Source organism: Blastococcus colisei (genome assembly GCF_006717095.1).
GTDB lineage: Bacteria > Actinomycetota > Actinomycetes > Mycobacteriales > Geodermatophilaceae > Blastococcus_B > Blastococcus_B colisei.
Genome location: NZ_VFQE01000001.1, coordinates 888337 through 906742, shown reverse-complemented (window position 1 = coordinate 906742; position 18406 = coordinate 888337). Strand labels below are relative to the sequence as shown.

13 protein-coding genes are annotated in these 18406 nt (G+C 73.0%); 8 read left to right on the top strand and 5 right to left on the bottom strand.

Annotated features, from left to right (window positions below):
- The first annotated feature begins 7 nt into the window (after window positions 1-7).
- Entirely contained in the window at window positions 8-940 is a 933-nt protein-coding gene (locus FHU33_RS04315) for an NAD-dependent epimerase/dehydratase family protein (RefSeq protein ID WP_142024244.1), read from the top strand.
- A 5-nt stretch (window positions 941-945) separates the two neighbouring features.
- Window positions 946-1440, top strand: a complete 495-nt coding sequence (locus FHU33_RS26135; RefSeq protein ID WP_170182315.1) for an acyltransferase — start codon at window positions 946-948, stop codon at window positions 1438-1440.
- A gap of 78 nt (window positions 1441-1518) precedes the next feature.
- Here the strand turns inward: FHU33_RS26135 and FHU33_RS04305 are convergent, their stop codons facing one another.
- Together FHU33_RS04305 and FHU33_RS04300 are read right to left on the bottom strand one after the other, a co-directional pair.
- The gene (locus tag FHU33_RS04305; RefSeq protein ID WP_142024243.1) at window positions 1519-2484 is read right to left on the bottom strand and encodes a Gfo/Idh/MocA family protein; all 966 of its coding nucleotides are present in this window, start codon (window positions 2482-2484) and stop codon (window positions 1519-1521) included.
- Between the two features lies 1 nt (window position 2485).
- Window positions 2486-3577 carry a DegT/DnrJ/EryC1/StrS family aminotransferase gene (locus FHU33_RS04300; protein WP_170182314.1) on the bottom strand — a complete coding sequence of 364 codons (1092 nt, stop codon included), beginning with the start codon at window positions 3575-3577 and terminating at the stop codon, window positions 2486-2488.
- A gap of 203 nt (window positions 3578-3780) precedes the next feature.
- On the opposite strand from FHU33_RS04300, the gene FHU33_RS04295 reads away from it, so the two are divergent.
- The 6 genes from FHU33_RS04295 (at window position 3781) to FHU33_RS04270 (ending at window position 13595) form a co-directional block, all read left to right on the top strand.
- Window positions 3781-4482 (top strand): acyl-ACP--UDP-N-acetylglucosamine O-acyltransferase family protein, encoded by a 702-nt coding sequence (locus tag FHU33_RS04295; protein WP_142024241.1) that lies wholly within the window; start codon window positions 3781-3783, stop codon window positions 4480-4482.
- A gap of 150 nt (window positions 4483-4632) precedes the next feature.
- Window positions 4633-5592 carry a lysylphosphatidylglycerol synthase domain-containing protein gene (locus FHU33_RS04290; protein ID WP_170182313.1) on the top strand — a complete coding sequence of 320 codons (960 nt, stop codon included), beginning with the start codon at window positions 4633-4635 and terminating at the stop codon, window positions 5590-5592.
- 92 nt (window positions 5593-5684) lie between these two features.
- Window positions 5685-7862 carry a glycosyltransferase family protein gene (locus FHU33_RS04285; protein WP_142024239.1) on the top strand — a complete coding sequence of 726 codons (2178 nt, stop codon included), beginning with the start codon at window positions 5685-5687 and terminating at the stop codon, window positions 7860-7862.
- 53 nt (window positions 7863-7915) lie between these two features.
- Window positions 7916-10126 (top strand): hypothetical protein, encoded by a 2211-nt coding sequence (locus FHU33_RS04280; protein ID WP_142024238.1) that lies wholly within the window; start codon window positions 7916-7918, stop codon window positions 10124-10126.
- Window positions 10123-12444: a hypothetical protein gene (locus FHU33_RS04275; RefSeq protein WP_142024237.1), complete on the top strand. Its 2322-nt coding sequence runs from the start codon at window positions 10123-10125 to the stop codon at window positions 12442-12444. The genes FHU33_RS04280 and FHU33_RS04275 overlap by 4 nt, the downstream gene beginning before the upstream one ends.
- A complete protein-coding gene (locus FHU33_RS04270) occupies window positions 12441-13595 on the top strand; it encodes a glycosyltransferase family 2 protein (RefSeq protein WP_142024236.1) in 1155 nt (384 codons plus the stop codon). The genes FHU33_RS04275 and FHU33_RS04270 overlap by 4 nt, the downstream gene beginning before the upstream one ends.
- A 23-nt stretch (window positions 13596-13618) precedes the next feature.
- Here the strand turns inward: FHU33_RS04270 and FHU33_RS04265 are convergent, their stop codons facing one another.
- The 3 genes from FHU33_RS04265 to FHU33_RS04255 form a co-directional block, all read right to left on the bottom strand.
- Complete coding sequence (locus FHU33_RS04265) at window positions 13619-16579, bottom strand: AAA family ATPase (RefSeq protein ID WP_142024235.1); 2961 nt, start codon at window positions 16577-16579, stop codon at window positions 13619-13621.
- Window positions 16576-17724 (bottom strand): exonuclease SbcCD subunit D, encoded by a 1149-nt coding sequence (locus FHU33_RS04260; protein ID WP_142024234.1) that lies wholly within the window; start codon window positions 17722-17724, stop codon window positions 16576-16578. Before FHU33_RS04260 ends, FHU33_RS04265 begins: the two co-directional genes overlap by 4 nt.
- 78 nt (window positions 17725-17802) lie before the next feature.
- Complete coding sequence (locus tag FHU33_RS04255; protein ID WP_142024233.1) at window positions 17803-18369, bottom strand: PH domain-containing protein; 567 nt, start codon at window positions 18367-18369, stop codon at window positions 17803-17805.
- Window positions 18370-18406 lie beyond the last annotated feature (37 nt).

The following is an 18406-nucleotide window of genomic DNA, read 5'->3' as shown; positions in this document are numbered from 1 at the left end:
TAGTTCCATGTCCAAGGTCTTCATCACCGGAGGGGCCGGCTTCATCGGCTCCCACGTCATCCCCATGCTGCTCGAGCGGGGCGATGAGGTCGTCCTGTTCGACAACATGTTCCGCGGCGACCGCGACAAGGTCGCCGAGTGGGTCGCCACCGGCAAGGTCACGTTCATCGACCAGGACGTCCGCTACGGCGGGGCCGTGCACGCCGCCATGAAGGGCTGCGACTCGGTGATCCACCTCGCCGCCGTGTCGATCAACAAGAGCCAGGCCGACCCGTTCGAGAGCGTCGACATCAACATCGTCGGCGAGAACAACGTGTTCGCCGCCGCCGCCGACCACGGCATCAAGCGCGTCGTCTTCGCCTCCAGCGCGTCGGTGTACGGCGACCCGGAGACCCTCCCGATGAAGGAGGACGGCCCGGTCAGCCCGCTCACGCCGTACTGCATCGCCAAGCTCGCCGGCGAGCACCTGCTCGACTACTACGCCCGGCGGTCCGGCAACACCTGGATCGGGCTGCGCTTCTTCAACGTGTACGGCCCCGGCCAGAAGCCGACCGCCTACTACACGTCGGTCATCAACCACTTCGTCAAGCGCCTGCGCGCCGGCGAGCCGCCGGTCATCGACGGCAGCGGTGAGCAGTCGATGGACTTCGTGCACGTGCACGACATCGCGCGCTCGGTCGTCATGTCCCTCGACGCCGACCCGGCGAAGGCCAACGTCGCCATCAACATCGGCACCGGCATCGACACCACGGTGGCCGAGCTGGCCCGCACCCTCATCGCGGCCGTGGGTGTGAACGTGGAGCCGCAGTTCAACCCTCGCGAGGTCCTCGTCTCCCGACGGGCGGCCGACATCACCCGGGCCCGCGAGGTGCTCGGCTGGGAGCCCACCATCGACGTGCAGACGGGCATGAAGGAACTGGTCCACACCGAGATCGTCTGACGGTCGTGACCCGCCCGGACACGGTGCACGACAGCACCGCCCTGCCGGCCAACCCGTACAACCCGCATGCCTGGGTGATCGGGGACCCGGTCGTCGGTGAGGGCACCTGGATCGGCGCCTTCACCATGATCGACGGCTCGGGCGGACTGACCATCGGCACCGGCTGCGACATCTCGAGCGGGGTGCACGTCTACACCCACTCGTCGGCCCGCCGGTGCGTGTCGGGGCGATCGTTCCCCGCCGTCGAACGGGCTCCGGTGCACATCGGCGACTACGTGTTCGTCGGCGCCAACGCCGTCGTCAACATGGGCGTCACCATCGGGGACCACAGTGTCGTGGGGGCCGGCGCGGTCGTCAGCCGGGACGTCCCGCCCTACACGGTCGTCGCGGGGGTTCCTGCACGGCCGATCGCCCGGGTCGACATCGCCGACGACGGGATGGTCACCTTTCCTGCCCTGGAGTCCGCCGGAGACGGCGCTCCCGGCTCCGCGGAGGGCTGACGGCGGAGGACGCACGACGAAGGGGGCGGGGCACCGATCGGTGCCCCGCCCCCTTCGTCGTTGCCGCGACCGGCTCGCTCAGACCAGGGCCGGCGCCGTGGTCACCACCTCGCCGACCACCCGGTGGGCCGGCATGATCGACGCCCGCTCCTCGCCGGCGTCCACGGTGCCCTCGATGAGGTCGATGAACCGGTTGAGCTGGGCGCCGAGCGGCTCACCCATCTGCACCAGGGCCGGGATCTCGATGATCGTCTGCTGCCGGTAGCCCAGACCGTCCTCGCTGGCCGCGTCACCGTCGATGTGCCGGTAGAGGGTCACGCTCTGGCGGAGCAGGTCGACCTCGATGGCCCGGTCGACCTCGGTGATCGTCAGGGTCCGGATCTTCTGCTGCCCGATCCGTGACGCGGACACCGAGGCGAGCTTGCCGCCCGAGAAGGACAGCAGGGCCTCGGCCATGTCCTCGGCCCCGGCCACCGACGACGGGTGGAAGTACCCGAGCTTCGCCTCCACGGACGACGGCTCGCCACCCAGGATGCGCAGCGCGATGTCGACGTCGTGGACCAGCAGGTCCCAGGCCACCCCGGTCTTGATGCGCGGCGCGTACGGCGAGTGCCGGGTGGCACTCACGTGCACGGGCTCGCGGGTGAGCTGCATGGCCGTGACGACCGCGCTGTTGTAGCGCTCCAGCAATCCGCACATCAGGGGCAGGCCTGCTGCCGCCGACGCGTCGACGATCTCCTGGCTCTTCTCCAGGCTGTCGGCCACGGGCTTCTCCACCAGCATGGGGAGCCCGGCCTCGATGACCTGCAGGGCGAGCTGGTGGTGCGCCCCGGTCGCGGCGGCGACGATCACCGCGTCGACGCCGCTGAGGCCGGAGAGGTCGGGTGCCCAGGCGGCACCGAAGCGGTCGGCCACCGCGCGGCCGATCTCCTCACGGGGCTCGATGACGACGGCCAGATCAGCGCGGGCGGAGCCGCTCAGCACACGGGCGTGCAGCGAGCCCATCGAGCCCGTGCCCACCACTGCGATCGACGGACGGGCCATCTCAGGCGCCCACCACTCGGCGGACGGACTCGACCACGGTGTCGAGCTGCTCGTCGGTGAGGTGCTGGTGCACCGGGAGGGACAGGCAGCGTCGGGCCACCGACTCCGCCACCGGCACGTCTTCGATGACCACGCGGGGGTCGTCGCGGTAGCAGTCGTAGTCGAAGACCGTCCGCGGGTAGTAGATGCCGGCGCCGACACCGGCGTCGACCAGGTCGGCCACCACCCGGTCGCGGTCGATCGCCTCGTCGAGCAGCACCGTGTACTGGTGCCACACGTGCGAACGTCCCGGCAGCTCCCGCGGCGGCGTGATCCCGGCGACGTCGGCCAGGCCGGCGGTGAGGCGGGCGGCGTTCTTCTTCCGCGACTCGACGATCTCGTCCACGCGGGCGATCTGCGGGATCCCGACGGCGGCCTGCAGGTCGGTCATCCGGTAGTTGTGGCCGGCCATCTCGTACTGGTAGCGCTGGCGCATGCCCTGGTTGCGCAGGACGCGCAGCCGGTCGGCGATCGCGTCGTCGTTCGTCGTGATCATGCCGCCCTCACCGGTGGTGAGGTTCTTGGTGGCGTAGAAGGAGAAGGAGCCGATCCCGAACGCCCCCGCCCCCGTGCCCTGGTAGGTCGCGCCATGGGCCTGGGCGGAGTCCTCGACGACGTGCAGGCCGCGGTCGCGGGCGATGTCCATGAGCGGGCCCATGTCGGCGGTCTGGCCGTAGAGGTGGACCGGCATGAGCACCTTGGCGCGGTCGCCCACGCGCTCGCCCACCGCGGCCGGGTCGATCGCGAAGTCGTCCTCCCGGATGTCGGCGAACCGTGCGGTCGCGCCGGCCTCGAGGATGGCGTTCAGGGTCGCGACGAAGGTGAAGGGGGAGGTCACCACCTCGTCACCGGGCTGCAGGTCGAGGACCTGCAGGGAGGCGACGAGCGCGGTCGTCCCGTTGTTGACGGCCACGGCGTGCCGCACACCGACGACCTCTGCGAACGCCTCCTCGAAGCGCTTCACCATCGGCCCCTGGGCGATGACGCCGGACCTGATGACCTCCAGGACGAGAGGTTCTGCTTCGCGGACGTCGACCACACTGATGGGGATCACGACAGCTGCTTCCATTCGGATCGTTGTACTGACGTGGCTACCGTAACCGCCCGGCCGACGACCCTCCGCCCGTGCCGGACCCACCCGTCACACAGGCCTCTCCTCTGCCCACGCGGCACGCGACGGGCGCCGCCGTGGCACTCTCGCGGAGGTCGCGGGCGCCACTGCCGCCCGCCGTCGACCGTCGGGCACAGGAGGCGTTCATGACCAACCGGATCCATCCCACCGCGGTCGTGGGGCCCGGTGTGGACCTCGGGACGGGCAACGTCATCGGCCCGTACGCGGTCCTGCTGGGGCCCTGCCGGATCGGCGACGACAACTGGATCGGGGCGCACGTCGTCCTGGGTGCACCCCCCGAGATCCGCGGCTTCGACCACGGGGCCGCCTGGGACGGGGACCTCGTGGGCGCGGGCGTCTCCGTCGGGGACCGCACCACCCTCCGCGAGTACACGACCGTCCACTCGGGCTCGGCCCACCCCACGCGGATCGGCTCGGACTGCTTCGTGATGAACAAGGTCTACGTGGGGCACGACGGGTCGGTCGGCGACGGGGTCACCATGGCGTCGAACGTCACGATGGGTGGCCACGTGACCGTCGGGGAGCGCGCCAACCTCGGGCTGGGGGCGATCGTGCACCAGCGGCGGGTCATCGGCCCGGGCGTCATGCTGGGCATGGGAACGGTGGTGACCCACGACGTGCCGCCGTTCGCGAAGGCATTCGGCAACCCGGTCCGGGTGCAGGGCGTCAACGCGGTGGGCATGAGCCGCCAGGGCCTGCCCGACGACGACGCCGCCCAGCTCGCCGCGCTGTACGCCGACGGGGGCCGCCTCCCCGACGACTGGTCCGGGACGGAGTCCCTCCAGCCGGCCCTCTCGTGGTGGCGGACGCGCGCGAGGGTCCGGTGAGAGCCCTGTGACTACGGTCGGTCACGAGACGTGGCCGATCCGCATTTCGTTGTTAGCCTCGGGGCACAGCGCTGGTTCGCTCCTTCCTCGCGAGCCCGGTCGCGGAGGAGAACCCCCTTGGCAACAGACGTCATCGTTCGCGCGCCCGTCGTGAGCGCCCCCACCCGCTCCAAGCGGGCCCTCGTCCTCAAAGCCGCACGGGTGGTGCTGGCCGTCGCCATCGCGGCGTCCATCGTCTACGCCGTCGTGCGGTTGTGGCCCGACGTCCGGGACACCCTGCTCGCCCTGAACGGCTGGACGATCGCCGGCGCGTTCGTCACCGCGATGCTGGCCATCGGCGCCAACGTCAAGGCCTGGCAGGCCGTCCTCCGCGAACTGGATCACGACATCCCGACGGTCGCCGCCGGACAGATCTACCTCGTGGGTCAGCTGGGCAAGTACCTCCCGGGCAGCGTCTGGGCCTTCGTGCTGCAGATGGAGCTCTCGCTGCGCGCCGGCATCCCCCGCGCCCGGTCCTTCGCCGCCTCACTGGTCCTCGTCGGCCTCTCGACCACCGCCGCGCTGCTGCTCGGCCTCTTCGGTATCCCGACCCTGGTCGGCGTCGGCGGCGCGGCCGTCTGGGGCGCCGCCGTGCTGGCCCCCGTGGCGCTGATCTGCGCCGTCCCGCCGGTGCTGAGCCGGCTGGTCGACCTCTTCCTCCGGATCCTGGGCCGCGCCGGCCTGGGGCACCGCCTCCGCCTGCTCGGTCTGCTGCGCGTCATGGGTTGGTCCGCGCTGGCCTGGACGCTGTTCGGCGTGCACTTCTACCTGCTGGGCGTGGGCGCCGGGGGCGGCCTCACGCCGACCCTGCTCGACTGCATCGGCAGCTTCGCCCTGGCCATGACCGCCGGGCTGCTCGCGATCGCGTCGCCCTCGGGTCTCGGTGTCCGGGAGGCCGTGCTGGTCGCCTCGCTGTCGCCCTTCGGCGGCGTCGGCACCGCCCTGGGCGTGGCACTGGCCTCGCGGCTGATCCTGACGGTGGCCGACGTCCTGGCTGCCGGTGCGGCCGCCTGGTCGGCCCGCGGGCTGCACCCGGCGCGTCCGGCGGACGCGCCCGAACCGACGTTGTGAGCACGGCGACCACGGAAGCGCCCCTCAGGAAGACCGGCGAGCAGCCTGCCGTCATCGCTCCACGCGGGCCCCGACGCTCCTGGTGGGCGCCGGTGACGATGCTGGGTGTGGTCCTCGCCGGCGTCCTGGCGCCGCTGCGTCTCGCGCCGACCTTCTACTACTGGGACGACACCGCCGCGGCCTCCGTCGGCGCGTGGCGCGCGATGGGCGCGGCCGCCCTGGAAGGCCGCCTGCTGCCGCTGGACCTGGAGATGTGGCGCGGCGGCAACCTGGCGGCGGAGGCGGCGTTCGGGCTGTACAACCCGCTGCTGACGGCGCTGTCGGCCGCGACGATGCCGATCGACGACCTGGCCCTGGTCGCACTCGTCATCAAGGGCTTCTTCTTCCTCGTGATGGCGCTGGGCGTGTACCTGCTCTGCCGGGAGTACGGCGCGCGGCCCTGGCCGGCGGCCCTGGCCGGCAGCATGCTGCCGCTCTCGGGCTTCACCCTCTGGATGGACGGCGCCGCCTGGGTCACCGGGCTGACCGTCACCGCCCTCACCCCCTGGGTCTGGTACACCGCCAAGCGGGCCGCCGAGGCCCGCGGCAGCCTCCTGTGGGTCGTCCTCGCCGGCTATCTCTGCGGATCTGCCGGGAACCCCTACGGACTGATCGCGACCGCGATCGTCATCGGCGCGGTCATCGTCGAGGCCTTCCTCTGCCGCCGGCCGAAGCGGACCACGGGCCTCGTCGTGGTGGGGATCGCCGTGGCGCTGCTATGCGTGGCGACCTACCTGCCGTTCGTGCTGTCCTCGTCGGTCAGCTACCGGACCGGCTCGCAGACGCTCAACGACGAGTACCTCTCCCCCGGCCTCACGGAACTGCTGGGGCTGAGCTCCCCGTCGTTGACGCCGTACATGCCGGCCTTCTCCTACAACTACTTCACCTTCCCGGCCGCCTTCCTGGCCTGGTTCGTGCTCCCCCTGGCGCCGTGGCTGCGCTGGCCGCTGCTGCGCTCCCAGGCGCGCCGGCTGGCCGGCCCCTTCGTGTTCGGTGCGGTCTACCTGCTGCTGTTGCTCGGTCCGTCCCAGGTCTGGTTCTTCCGCTGGCCGTTCCGGCTGATCCCCTACCTCTGGCTCGGCGTGGTGGTGCTGTTCGCCGTGCTGCTCAGCGCGGGACTGGACCGCTCGCACGCCCGCGTGCGCTGGCTGCTGAGCGCGCTGGCGGTGTTCGCCGGCCTCTGGCTGGCCTGGTCGGACATGCCGGGGTTGACCAGACGGCATGTCTTCTACGCCGGGCTGATCACCGCGCTGCTGTGGCTCGTGCTCCGCATGGCCCGCCGTTCCGAGCGGAACCTGGTGCTGGTCGCCCTGGGCGGGACCCTCCTGGTGCTCGTCCTGCAACTGCGGTGGATGCCGGTCAACGCCAACATGTCGAACTACAACTTCCCGCGCAGCGAGTCGGCCATGCAGGAGACCTTCGCCGACTACGGGCCAGGGGTGACCGTCCAGCTCGCCTACACCGTCGGCAAGCTGCCGACCCGCAACGCCGAGGGCATCTACCAGGACATCCTGTTCGGGTCGATGCACTCCGTCGCCGGCGTCGAGTCGCTGACCGCCTACAGCGGGGTCGGCTTCAACGCGCTCGACCGGGCGCTGTGCATGAACTTCCAGGGCGCCACCTGCAGGGAGGCGGCCTGGGAGCCGTTGTGGGAGGAGCCGGAAGGCTCCGACGTGGTCCTGGCCGACCTGCTCAAGGCCGACACCGTCGTGGTCCAGCGCGACCTGATCGACACCAGCGCCGAGCCGTCCCCCGAGGGCTGGGAGCTCACCGAGTCCACGGAGTTCGCCGACATCTGGCGGCGCACCGGCACCTTGCCGTGGCCGGACGGCCGGCTCTCGGCGGTCTCCGGGCCGGTGGAGGTGACCGCAGACCAGCGCACCAGCGAGGTCGGCGAGACGGTGACCTTCGAGCGGGAAGGGCCCGGGCGCGTCGAGCTCACCTTCGCGCGACTGGCCTGGCCCGGCTACACCGCGACCGTCGACGGCGAGACGGTGCCCGTCGGGGAGAACTCCGTGGGCCTGCTCACCGTCGCCCTACCCGCCGGCGCCGACGCCGGTACGCTCACACTGTCCTGGACCCCTCCCGGCGCGCAGCTGTCCCTGGCCGCGGTCGGGCTGGGAGGCCTCGCCGTCGTCGCGCTGGCCGCCGTCGAACTCCGCCACCGGCGCTCCCGAGGGACCGACTCCACCGCCCGGCGCCGGGCCGAACCCGCCGAGGCCCCCCACTGAGCACCCCGACCCTGCGCGAGGCCGCCACCCGCACGCCGCCCCCCGATCCCGCCATGCCGGGCCGCGGCCGGCACTGGTGGGCTCCCCTGACGATGCTCGGCGTCGTCCTGGCCGGAGTCTGCGCGCCGCTGCTGCGCGCGCCGACGTTCTACTACTGGGACGACACCGCGGCGGCCGCGGTCGGCGCGTGGCGGAACATGGGGTCGGCCCTGCTCGAGGGCCGCATCCAGCTGCTCGACATCGAGATGTGGCGCGGCGGGAACTACGCGGCGGAGGCGGCGTTCGGGCTGTACAACCCCCTGATCATGGCGCTGTCGGCGGGCACCATGCCGATCGACGACCTGGTGGTCGTCACCGTGATCATCAAGGGGGTCTTCTTCCTCGCGATGGCGCTCGGCGCCTACCTGCTCAGCCGCGAGTACGGCGCGCGACCGTGGCCTGCGGCGATGCTGGGGAGCGCACTCCCGTTCTCCGGCTTCACCCTGTGGATGGACGGCGCCGCCTGGGTCACCGGGCTGATCGTCACCGCGCTGACCCCGTGGGTCTGGTACACCGCCAAGCGGACCGCGGAGGGGCGTGGCTCCGCGCTCTGGCTGGTGCTGGCCGGTTACCTGTGCGGGTCGGCCGGCAATCCCTACGGGCTGCTCTCGGCGGGCATCGTCATCGGTGCCGTTCTCGTCGAGGCACTGTGGCGTCGGCGGAGGCGGCAGTCGGCCGTCACGGCCGTCGCCGGTCTCGCGGTGGCCCTGCTCGCGCTCCCCACGTATCTGCCCTTCCTGCTGTCGTCGTCGGTGAGCTACCGGGAGGGCGCCTCGATCGTCAACGACGAGATCCTCTCCCCCGGGATCTCCGAGCTGGCCGGGTTGAGCTCGCCCTCGCTCACCCCCTACATGTGGGCTTTCGAGTTCCCCTACTTCACCTTCCCGGCGGCCTACCTGGCCTGGTTCGTCCTTCCCCTCGCCCCGTGGCTGCGCTGGTCGACGCTGTGGCAGCGCGGTCGTGAACTGGCCGGCGTCTGGTTGGTCGCCGGCCTGTACCTGGCCCTGGTTCTCGGCCCGTCGCAGGTCTGGTTCTTCCGCTGGCCGATGCGGCTGCTGCCCTACTTCTGGCTGACCGTCGTCGTCCTCCTCGCAGTCGTGCTCAGCGCCGGCCTGGTCCGCTCCCGCAGCGGGACCCGCTGGGCGCTGAGCGCCGCCGCCGTCTTCATGGGCTTCTGGTGGGCGTGGTCCGACGACCCCGATCGCTGGGATCGGCACCTGCTCGCCGCCGGACTGGTGGCGGTGCTCCTGGGCCTGACCCTGTGGGCTGCCCGCACCGAACGGGGCCTGGCGCTGGCGGCCATGGCCGGCACCGTCGTGGTGCTGGTCGTGCAGCTGGGCTGGATGCCGGTGAACGCCACGACGACGAACTTCAACTTCCCGCACGTCGAGTCGGAGATGGAGGACCAGTTCTCCGACTACCGGCCGGGCCTGGTGGTGCAGATCGCCCGCTTGCCCGAGACGGGACGCCCGGACGGCGACCGCACTCCCGATGGCGCCTACCAGGACCTCCTGTTCGGCTCGATGTACGACGTCGCCGACGTCGAGTCGACCACCTCCTACAGCGGCGTGGCGTTCACGGCCTTCGACATCCCGCTGTGCGCCTCGTACGACGGCGGAGCCTGCCCGGAGGCCTGGGATGCGCTCTGGGAGACGCCCGACGGCGCCGACGAGCGGCTGGCCGACCTGATCCGCGCGGAGACGGTCGTCGTCCAGCGTGCGCTGCGCGACACGCAGGACGAGCCGGCCCCCCGGGGCTGGCAGCTGGACGAGTCGACCGACTACGTCGACGTCTGGCGGCGCACCGAGCCGCTGCCCTGGCCCGAGGGCCGGCTGTCCGACACCGACGGACCGGTCGAGATCGTCTCCGACACCCGCGTCGGCGAGGTCGGTGAGACCGTCGAGTTCCGGCGCGACGGACGAGGCCCCATCGAGCTCACCTTCGCCCGGCTGGCCTGGCCGGGATACACCGCCGAGATCGACGGCCGCGAGGTTCCGGTCGAGCAGGGACCCAACGGCCTGCTCGCCGTCCCGATCCCCGAGGACGTCGACGCCGGGACGCTCACCCTCGCCTGGTCGCCCCCGGGCACCACACTGTCGCTGGCCGCAGTGGGCGCCGCCGCCGTCCTCGTCGCCGGCCTGACCGCAGCCGAACTCCGCACCCGCCGGAGCCGGCGGACCGGCTCCGTGGACGACCTGCCCCGCCGTGCGGAGATCCGGTCGTGACCACCGCGACCATGCGCGCGCCCAGGCCGGCGCCGGTGCTCACCCCGGCCCCTCCCGGGAAGCCGTTGCGCCCGGGCCGCTGGTGGCCGCCGCTGACGATGCTCGGGGTGGTGCTGGCGGGGGTGTGTGCGCCGCTGGTGCGCACACCTACCTTCTATTTCTGGGACGACACGGCCGGGGCCTCGGTCGGCGCCTGGCGCAACATCGGCGACGCCCTGCTGGACGGGCGGCTGCTCCTGCTCGACATCGAAGCCTGGCGCGGTGGCAACTACGCCGCCGAAGCCGCCTTCGGCCTCTACAACCCGCTGCTGCTGGGGCTGTACGCGGGAACCCGTGCGATCGACGACCTCGCCCTGGTCACCGTGGTCATCAAAGCGTTCCTCTTCCTCACGATGGCCCTGGGCGCCTACCTGCTGTGCCGCGAGTACGGCGCCCGCCCCTGGCCCGCGGCCCTCCTGGGCAGCAGCCTGCCGCTGTCCGGGTTCACGCTGTGGATGGACGGCGCGGCCTGGGTCACCGGCCTCACCGTGACCGCCTTGGCGCCCTGGGTCTGGTACACCGCCAGACGCGCCGCCGAGGGCCGCGGCTCGTTCTTGTGGGCTGTGCTCGCCGGCTACCTGTGCGCCTCGGCCGGCAATCCCTACGGCCTGCTGGCCAGCGGCCTCGTCGTTGCCGGAGTCCTCGCGGAGGCGCTGCTGCGCCGCCGGTTCCGGGCGGGGGTCGGGGTGACCTCGGCCGGAATTGCGGTCGCCCTGCTCTCCGTCCCCACGTACTTGCCGTTCGTGCTCTCCGCCTCCGTCAGCTACCGCGCCGGCTCCCAGACCTTCAACGACGAGTTCCTGTCCCCCGAGCTGTCGGACCTCGTCGGGTTGAGCTCCCCGTCGTTCACGCCCTACATGGACGTGTTCGGGGAGCTGACCTTCAGCTTCCCGGGCCTCTACCTGGCCTGGTACCTGCTCCCGCTGCTGCCGTGGTTGCGCTGGTCGGTGCTCCGCGAGCGGGTCCGCGGGCTCGCGGCTCTCTGGGTCGTCGGAGTGATCAACCTGCTGCTGGTCCTGGGCCCGTCCCAGATCTGGTTCTTCCGCTGGCCGGTCCGCCTCCTCCCCTACCTGTGGCTGGCGGTCGCCGTCACCGCGGCTGTGCTGCTCAGCGCCGGGCTGCAGCGGGACCGGCTGCGGCTCCGGGGAGCTCTCAGCGGTGGCCTCGTCTTCCTCGGCGGCTGGCTGGCCTGGTCCGACGTGCCCGTGGAGCTGGACCGCCACCTGTTCAGCACCGGGCTCGTGGCGGGCCTGATGGCTGGGCTGCTGGTCGCAGCCGGGCGTGGCGCACGACCTGCGGCGCTGGTCGGGATGGCCGGCACCCTGGTCGTCCTCGCCGTGCAGCTCTCGTGGTGGCCCTCCAACGCCAACGTGCTGGACTACCGGTTTCCCCGGGGCGCTGAGGCCATCCAGCGGTCCTTCGCCGACAACGGCCCGGGTCTGCGGGTGCAGATCGGCTCCGTTGCGGCGGCCGGGCCGGACCGCGGGACCAACGGCGTGTACGAGGACGTGCTGTTCGGGTCGATGTACGCCGTGGCCGGGGTGGAGTCGCTGACCGCCTACAGCGGCGTCGGGTTCACGAACTTCGACGTGCCGCTGTGCACCGAATACACCGGCTCGACCTGTCCGGAGGCCTGGGATGCGCTCTGGGAGACGCCCGACGGCGCCGACGAGCGGCTGGCCGACCTGATCCGCGCGGAGACGGTCGTCGTCCAGCGTGCGCTGCGCGACACGCAGGACGAGCCGGCCCCCCAGGGCTGGCAGCTGGAAGAGTCGACCGACTACGTCGACGTCTGGCGGCGCACCGAGCCGCTGCCCTGGCCCGAGGGCCGGCTGTCCGACACCGACGGACCAGTCGAGATCGTCTCCGACACCCGCGTCGGCGAGGTCGGTGAGACCGTCGAGTTCCGGCGCGACGGACGAGGCCCCATCGAGCTCACCTTCGCCCGGCTGGCCTGGCCGGGATACACCGCCGAGATCGACGGCCGCGAGGTTCCGGTCGAGCAGGGACCCAACGGCCTGCTCGCCGTCCCGATCCCCGAGGACGTCGACGCCGGGACGCTCACCCTCGCCTGGTCGCCCCCGGGCACCACACTGTCGCTGGCCGCAGTGGGCGCCGCCGCCGTCCTCGTCGCCGGCCTGACCGCAGCCGAACTCCGCACCCGCCGGAGCCGGCGGCACACCCACCTGACTCCGGAGGACGCGACCGGCGTCCCGCACATCCCCGAGCGGGCTCCGCTGCCCGCCGGCCGCACCACACGGGAGAACCAGAGAAGATGATCAGCCACCCCACGTCACCGGCACCGTCCCCGGCTGCGGCCGCCACGGAAGGCCCCCTGGTCAGCCTCGTCGTCCCGGCCTTCAACGAGGCGGAGAACGTGGCCGGGCTGGTCGAACTGGTCCGGCAGATCGACGCCAACCACCCCGGGCACCGGTTCGAGCTGGTGGTCGTGGACGACGGGTCGAGCGACGGCACGCCCGATCTGCTGCGTGCGGCCCTGGACGGTGGCCCGGTCACGGCCCGCATCGTTGCCCTGTCCCGGAATTTCGGGTCGCACGCGGCGATCACGGCCGGCTTCCGCGCCGCCCGGGGCGCCTGCGCCATGACGCTGTCGGCCGACCTGCAGGAACCGATGGAGGTCATCGGCCGCTTCCTGGCTGCCTGGGAAGCCGGCAACGACGTGGTGTGGGGCGTGCGGTCCACGCGCTCGGTGCCCACCGGCCTGGGCAATGCGCTCTCCCGCGCCTTCTCCCGGTGGTTCCACCGCTGGTCGACCATCCCGACCTATCCGGCGGAGGGGCCGTCGATCGTGCTCGTCTCGCGCGCGATCCTCGAGGTCGTCAACGGGATGCAGGAGTCGAACCGGAACATCTTCGGGCTGGTCGCCTGGGCGGGCTTCAACCAGACGACGGTGGGCTTCGAGCAGCTGCCCCGGCCGGCCGGGCGGAGCAAGTGGACCAACGCCAAGAAGATCAAGCTGGTGGTGGACTCCTTCGTCGAGTTCAGCCAGGCGCCCGCCCGGGTGGCCGGCTACCTGGGGGCGATCATCTGCGTGCTGGCGGTCCTCGCCGCGCTGGTGGCCGTCATCCTCGCCGTGGCGACCGACGGGAGCGCCGGGTACTGGTTCGTCACCTCAGCCGTGCTGCTGACCGGGGGCCTGAACCTCGGCTTCCTCAGCGTCATGGGTGAATACGTCTGGCGAGCTGGGGACGACGCCCGCCAGCGGCCCATCTACGTCATGCGCTCGGTGCACGACGTCGTCGCCCACCGCCCGGTGGCTGAGCACGCCCACGGGTCCGCGGCCGCCCCTGCCTCCCCCGCCGCCGCGGTCGCAACGGCCGCCCCGGCCGCCACGATGCCGGGGGCCGCGACGGCGCCGATCCCCGCCGTCGCCCACGCCCGCGGCAGCGCGACAGCGTCCGGGGCCTGACCGCCGGGGCCGCGCCCCGGGGGTCAGCCGGCCAGCCGGGAGCCGTTGCGCCCCGCGACGACCTCCAGCCGGGTGGGGATGCGGGTGCGCAGCTCCTCCAGGTGGCTGATGACCCCGACCGTGCGGCCCCCTCGCCGCAGCTCGTCCAGCACGCTCATCACGGCGTCGAGCGCCTGCGGGTCGAGGGTTCCGAACCCCTCGTCGACGAACAGCGTGTCGATCTGCACGCCGCCCGTCTCGGCCGTGACGACGTCGGCGAGGCCCAGCGCCAGTGCCAGCGAGGCCATGAAGCTCTCCCCGCCGGAGAGGGTCTTGGTCGCCCGCCGCACGCCGGTGTACTCGTCGAACACGTCGAGGCCCAGGCCGCCGCGGGCGCCGTTGCGGCCCTGCGCGTCGCTGTGCAGGAAGGTGTACCGCCCGCCGGACATGTCCTGCAACCGCCCGCTGGCAACCTCCGCGACCTGCTCCAGCCGCGCAGCCAGCACGAAGGACTGCAGGCGCATCCGCAGCACGTTGGAGCCCCGGCCGTGCACCAGGTCGGCCAGTGCGGTCACCTGATCGGCCCAGGCGAGGAGGTCGGTCAGCTCCAGTTCGGCGGACATGACCGATCCGGCCAGTTGCTCCAGGGCGGCGTCGCAGCGCCGCGCACCGTCGAGGTCGGCGACGGCGTCCTCCCGCTCGCGCGTCGCGGTCGAGCACCGCTCCGTCAGACCGGGAACGTCGGGCCGTTGCCCCAGATCGGCCAGCTCGGGCTCGGCCAGCCGCGCCCGGACCAGCGCGAGCCGGTCGTCGTGCGCGGCCACCTCGCGGTCGAGGGCAGCCAGCCGGTGCTCCGGGAGCAGCGCCTGCACGGCGGTCGAGACCTCGTCGAACCCTGCGGCCAGGCACCGCTCGAGCGCGTTGCGACGGGCGGTCCCGGCGATGACGCGGGCTCGCTCGTCCTCGGCCTGCGCCGTCACCAGCGCCTCGCAGTGGCCTGCCGCCGTCTCCAGCCGGACCACGCGGGTGCGGAGGTCGGGGTCCTCCCCGCATGCGTCGGCGAGCCGCGACGACAGCACGTCCAGTGCATCGGCCAGCGTGTTCCGCTCTGCCGCCCGGGCTCGCAGTTCCTCCCGGTCGGCGGCCAGCCGGGCCGCCGACCGCTCGCGCTCCGCCAGCAGCCCGGTCAGCTCCGCCCGCGCGGGCTCGAGATCCGCGGCCTCGACGGCGGTCCGGTCCGCGGCTGCCGCCAGCCCGTCGCGCAGCGCGGCCTGCTCGCCGACCGGCAGCGCACCCGCGCGGGCTCGCAGCCCCGCCAGTTCCCGCTCCTGCGCGTCCGCCGCGGCCGTGCCGGTGGCCAGCTCCCGCTCGGCCGCCTCGGCCTCCTGACGCGCGACCCGCTCGTCCTCGGCCGTGACCGCCGGGCCGGAGTGCGTGGCGGGGCGCGGGTGGGACACGGCTCCGCAGACCGGGCAGTCCGCGCCGTCCACCAGCTGCGCGGCCAGCTCGGCCGCCATGCCGTCCAGCCGTTGGCTGCGCAGGTCCAGCCACCGCTCCCGGGCGTCGGACCACGTCCCCCGCCGGACGTCGACCTCTCGTCGGGCGGCCGCGAGGGCTTCCGCCAGCCGGTCCGCCGCCCGCGCCGCGGTCACGGCGTCCTCAGCCGCGTGGAGCGCGTCGCGCTCCCCGGGTAGGCGCGCCGACGCTGCCTGCGCCAGGGCGACCCTGGTCTCCTGCCGGGCCAGGCGAGCCGGCCACGTCTCGGCGGACGCGGCGCCGGCGGCGCAGGCGGCGGTCAGCGCGGCGATGCGCACGTCGAGTCCGCCGACGGCGGCCCCCAGTTCGGCGCTCCGCTCGACCTCCGGCCACAGGGCTCTGGCCGCGGCCGCGTGGTCGCGGAGCTCGCGGGCCAGCGCCGGCGACGACTCCCGCCCGCCGGCCACCGCCTGCCATGCGCGGCGGGCGCCGTCCAGACCGGTGGCGGCCTGCTCGACCGTGTCCGTGGCGTGCCGCACGGCTGCCAGCACGTCGCGGAGCGTCTCCGCCCGGCGACCGCGGTCCAGCTCGACCCGCAGCGGTGCCACGTCCGCCTCGCGTCCGGTCAGGGTCTCGAGCGCCTCCTGCGCCTGCGCGCGGCGGCCGTGCCGCTCGTCGAGCGCACGGGCCGCAGCCAGTGCCGCGTCCAGCTCGGCGACGCGTGCCGCGGCTGCTCCGGCGCGCTCGACCGCTCGGGCGAGCCGCGTCGCCACGGCCGTCCGCACCTCTCCCACCCAGGGGGTGCCACGGTTGCCGGGGCCGGCGGCGAGCAGCTCGGGCGCCAGCTCCTCGGGGATCTCGACGTCGGCGGTCTGGGCCACCCGTGCCATGAGGCTGCTCAGGCGGGCCTTCTGCATCGCCACGCGATCGCGTGCCTCGGACCGCTCGTGGGCCAGCCAATCCTCGGCGCGGGCGAACCGGCCCACGTCGAAGAGGGTCCGCAGCAGCTCCGCGCGGTGCTCGGGCTCGGCGCGCAGGAACCGCGCGAAGTCACCCTGGGGCAGCAGCACCACCTGGCAGAACTGGTGGACGTCGAGGCCGAGGCGCATGCGCAGATGCTCGGACCCCTCGTCGATCCGCGTGCTGACCGGCTCCCACCCGCCGTCGGTGAGTCGCTGGACCAGGAGCCGGGCCTGCTCGGTCGTCCACCCCTCGCCACGCTTCTTGGGCCGCTGCTGCTCCGGCCGTCGCGTGACCAGCAGGCGCTCACCGGCCAGTGTGAGTTCGCAGCTGACCTCGGTGCGGGTGGCAGCGTCCGCATGGTCGCTGCGCAGCCGCTTCTCCTCGCCACGGGCGCCGGGGACCGTGCCGTACAGGGCGAACACGACGGCGTCGAGCAGCGTCGTCTTGCCCGCTCCCGTCGGGCCCCACAGCAGGAAGAGCCCGTCCCGGCCGACCTCGTCGAGATCGACCTCCTCGGTGCCCGCGAAGGGGCCGAACGCGGTCAGCGCCAGACGATGCAGCCTCACCGGAGGGCCTCCGCCCGGTCCTCCGCGCCCAGGGCGCGGCCGAGCAGCTCGCGCTCGGCCGCGGTCGCGGCCACGCCCCGCACGTGGCTGACGAACTCACCGGCGACGTCGAGGTCGCTGCGCCCGCGCATGCGGTCCTGGTAACTGCGCCCGTCGGCGGTGGCCCCGGCCCCGGTCCACTCCAGGTGGACGCAGTGCGGAAAGCGGGCCTGCAGCCGGCGCATCGGGTCGACCGGGCGGGCGGCGTCGGTCAGCCGGGCCGACACGAAGTGCGCCTCCGCCGGGGTGTGCGCCGGATCCGCCAGCAGGTCGGCGAGGTCGCCGGTCAGGACCGACAGCTGCCGGGGGGCGGCCAGCGGGACGGCACGGACCCCCGCCAGCCCGTCGGCGTCCAGCTCCACCAGCCAGGCCAGCTTGTCCTGCCCCGCCTCGCCGAAGGAGTACGCGAGGGGGGACCCGCTGTAGCGCATCCGCGGCGAGAGCACCTGCGGCCGGTGCAGGTGTCCGAGCGCCACGTAGTCGGGGCCGTCGAACACGGCGGAGGGCACCAGGTCCACGCCTCCGACGCAGATGTCCCGCTCGCTGTCACTGGCCACGCCGCCGCCGACGAAGGCGTGGGCGAGCACGACCGACCGCGCGCCGGGACGGAGGAACAGGTCAGCCCGCACCCGGTCCATCGCTGCGGCCAGCACCGCCTCGTGGCTGCGCGCGTCGGGGAGACCGAGTTCGTGGCGGGCGACCTCGGGCTCCAGGTACGGCAACCCGTAGACCGCGACGTCGCCGTGCTCGTCGCTCAGCAGGACCGGCTCGTCGAGGGCGCGTGCCGCCGCCCGGACGTGCAGGCCCGCTGCGCGCAGGAGCCCCGAGAAGGTGCCCAGCCGGCGGGCGGAGTCGTGGTTTCCCGGTGTCATGACGACCGCGGCGCCGGCCGAGAGGAACCGCCCGACCACCCGGTCGAGCACCCCGGTCGCGTCGGCCGACGGGACCGCGCGGTCGTAGACGTCACCCGCGACGACGACGACATCGACCTGCTCCGCGCTCACGACCTCGGCCAGCGACCCCAGCACCGCCTCCTGCTCGGCGAGCAGGTCGGTGCCGTGGAGCGAGCGACCGATGTGCCAGTCGGAGGTGTGCAGCAGGCGCATGCCACGGAAGGTATGCGGGGGTACCGACAGGTCCGGCCCGGACGCGCCGTGACGGACCGGTCCGGCGGACGCCCGGGGTCAGAGGGGCTGCTGGGTCTCGGTGCGCCACGGCCCGTAGTACTCGCCGAGGTGACCGGCGCTCTCCTGAGCCCGCCGGTCGGCGTCCTCCTCGATCATGTGGTTGAGCAGCTGCTGGACGCCCTCGCTGTCGGGGATCTGCCGGAGGACGGTGGCACCGCCGTCCCCCGCCGACTCGATGGTGAGCGTCCCGGACCTGATGATCCGGTCCCACAGCGACTGCCGGAAGGAGACGTCGGTGATCCGCGACAGGCCGATGTCCCGACCGCGCCGGGCGAGGATCCCGGTCCGGAACAGCAGCCGATGCGTGGTGATGACGTAGTGCGTCGTCCGCCAGCGCAGCAGGGGGACCAGGACGAGGACGGCGAGCAGCGCGAGTGCCACCACCAGGACCAGCAGCCGGATCAGCCCCTGCTGCCGACCGGTCGGCACCATCGCCGTCCCGAACGACGCCGCGCCCACCACCAGTAGGAAGCGCACCACCGGCCAGAAGACGGTCAGCCAGTGCGGGTGCAGGTGCTGGACGACCTCTTCGTCCTCGTGGAGCAGCTTGTCGGGGTAGGCCACCCCACGAGGATGACGGACTCCCCGACCCGCGTCACTC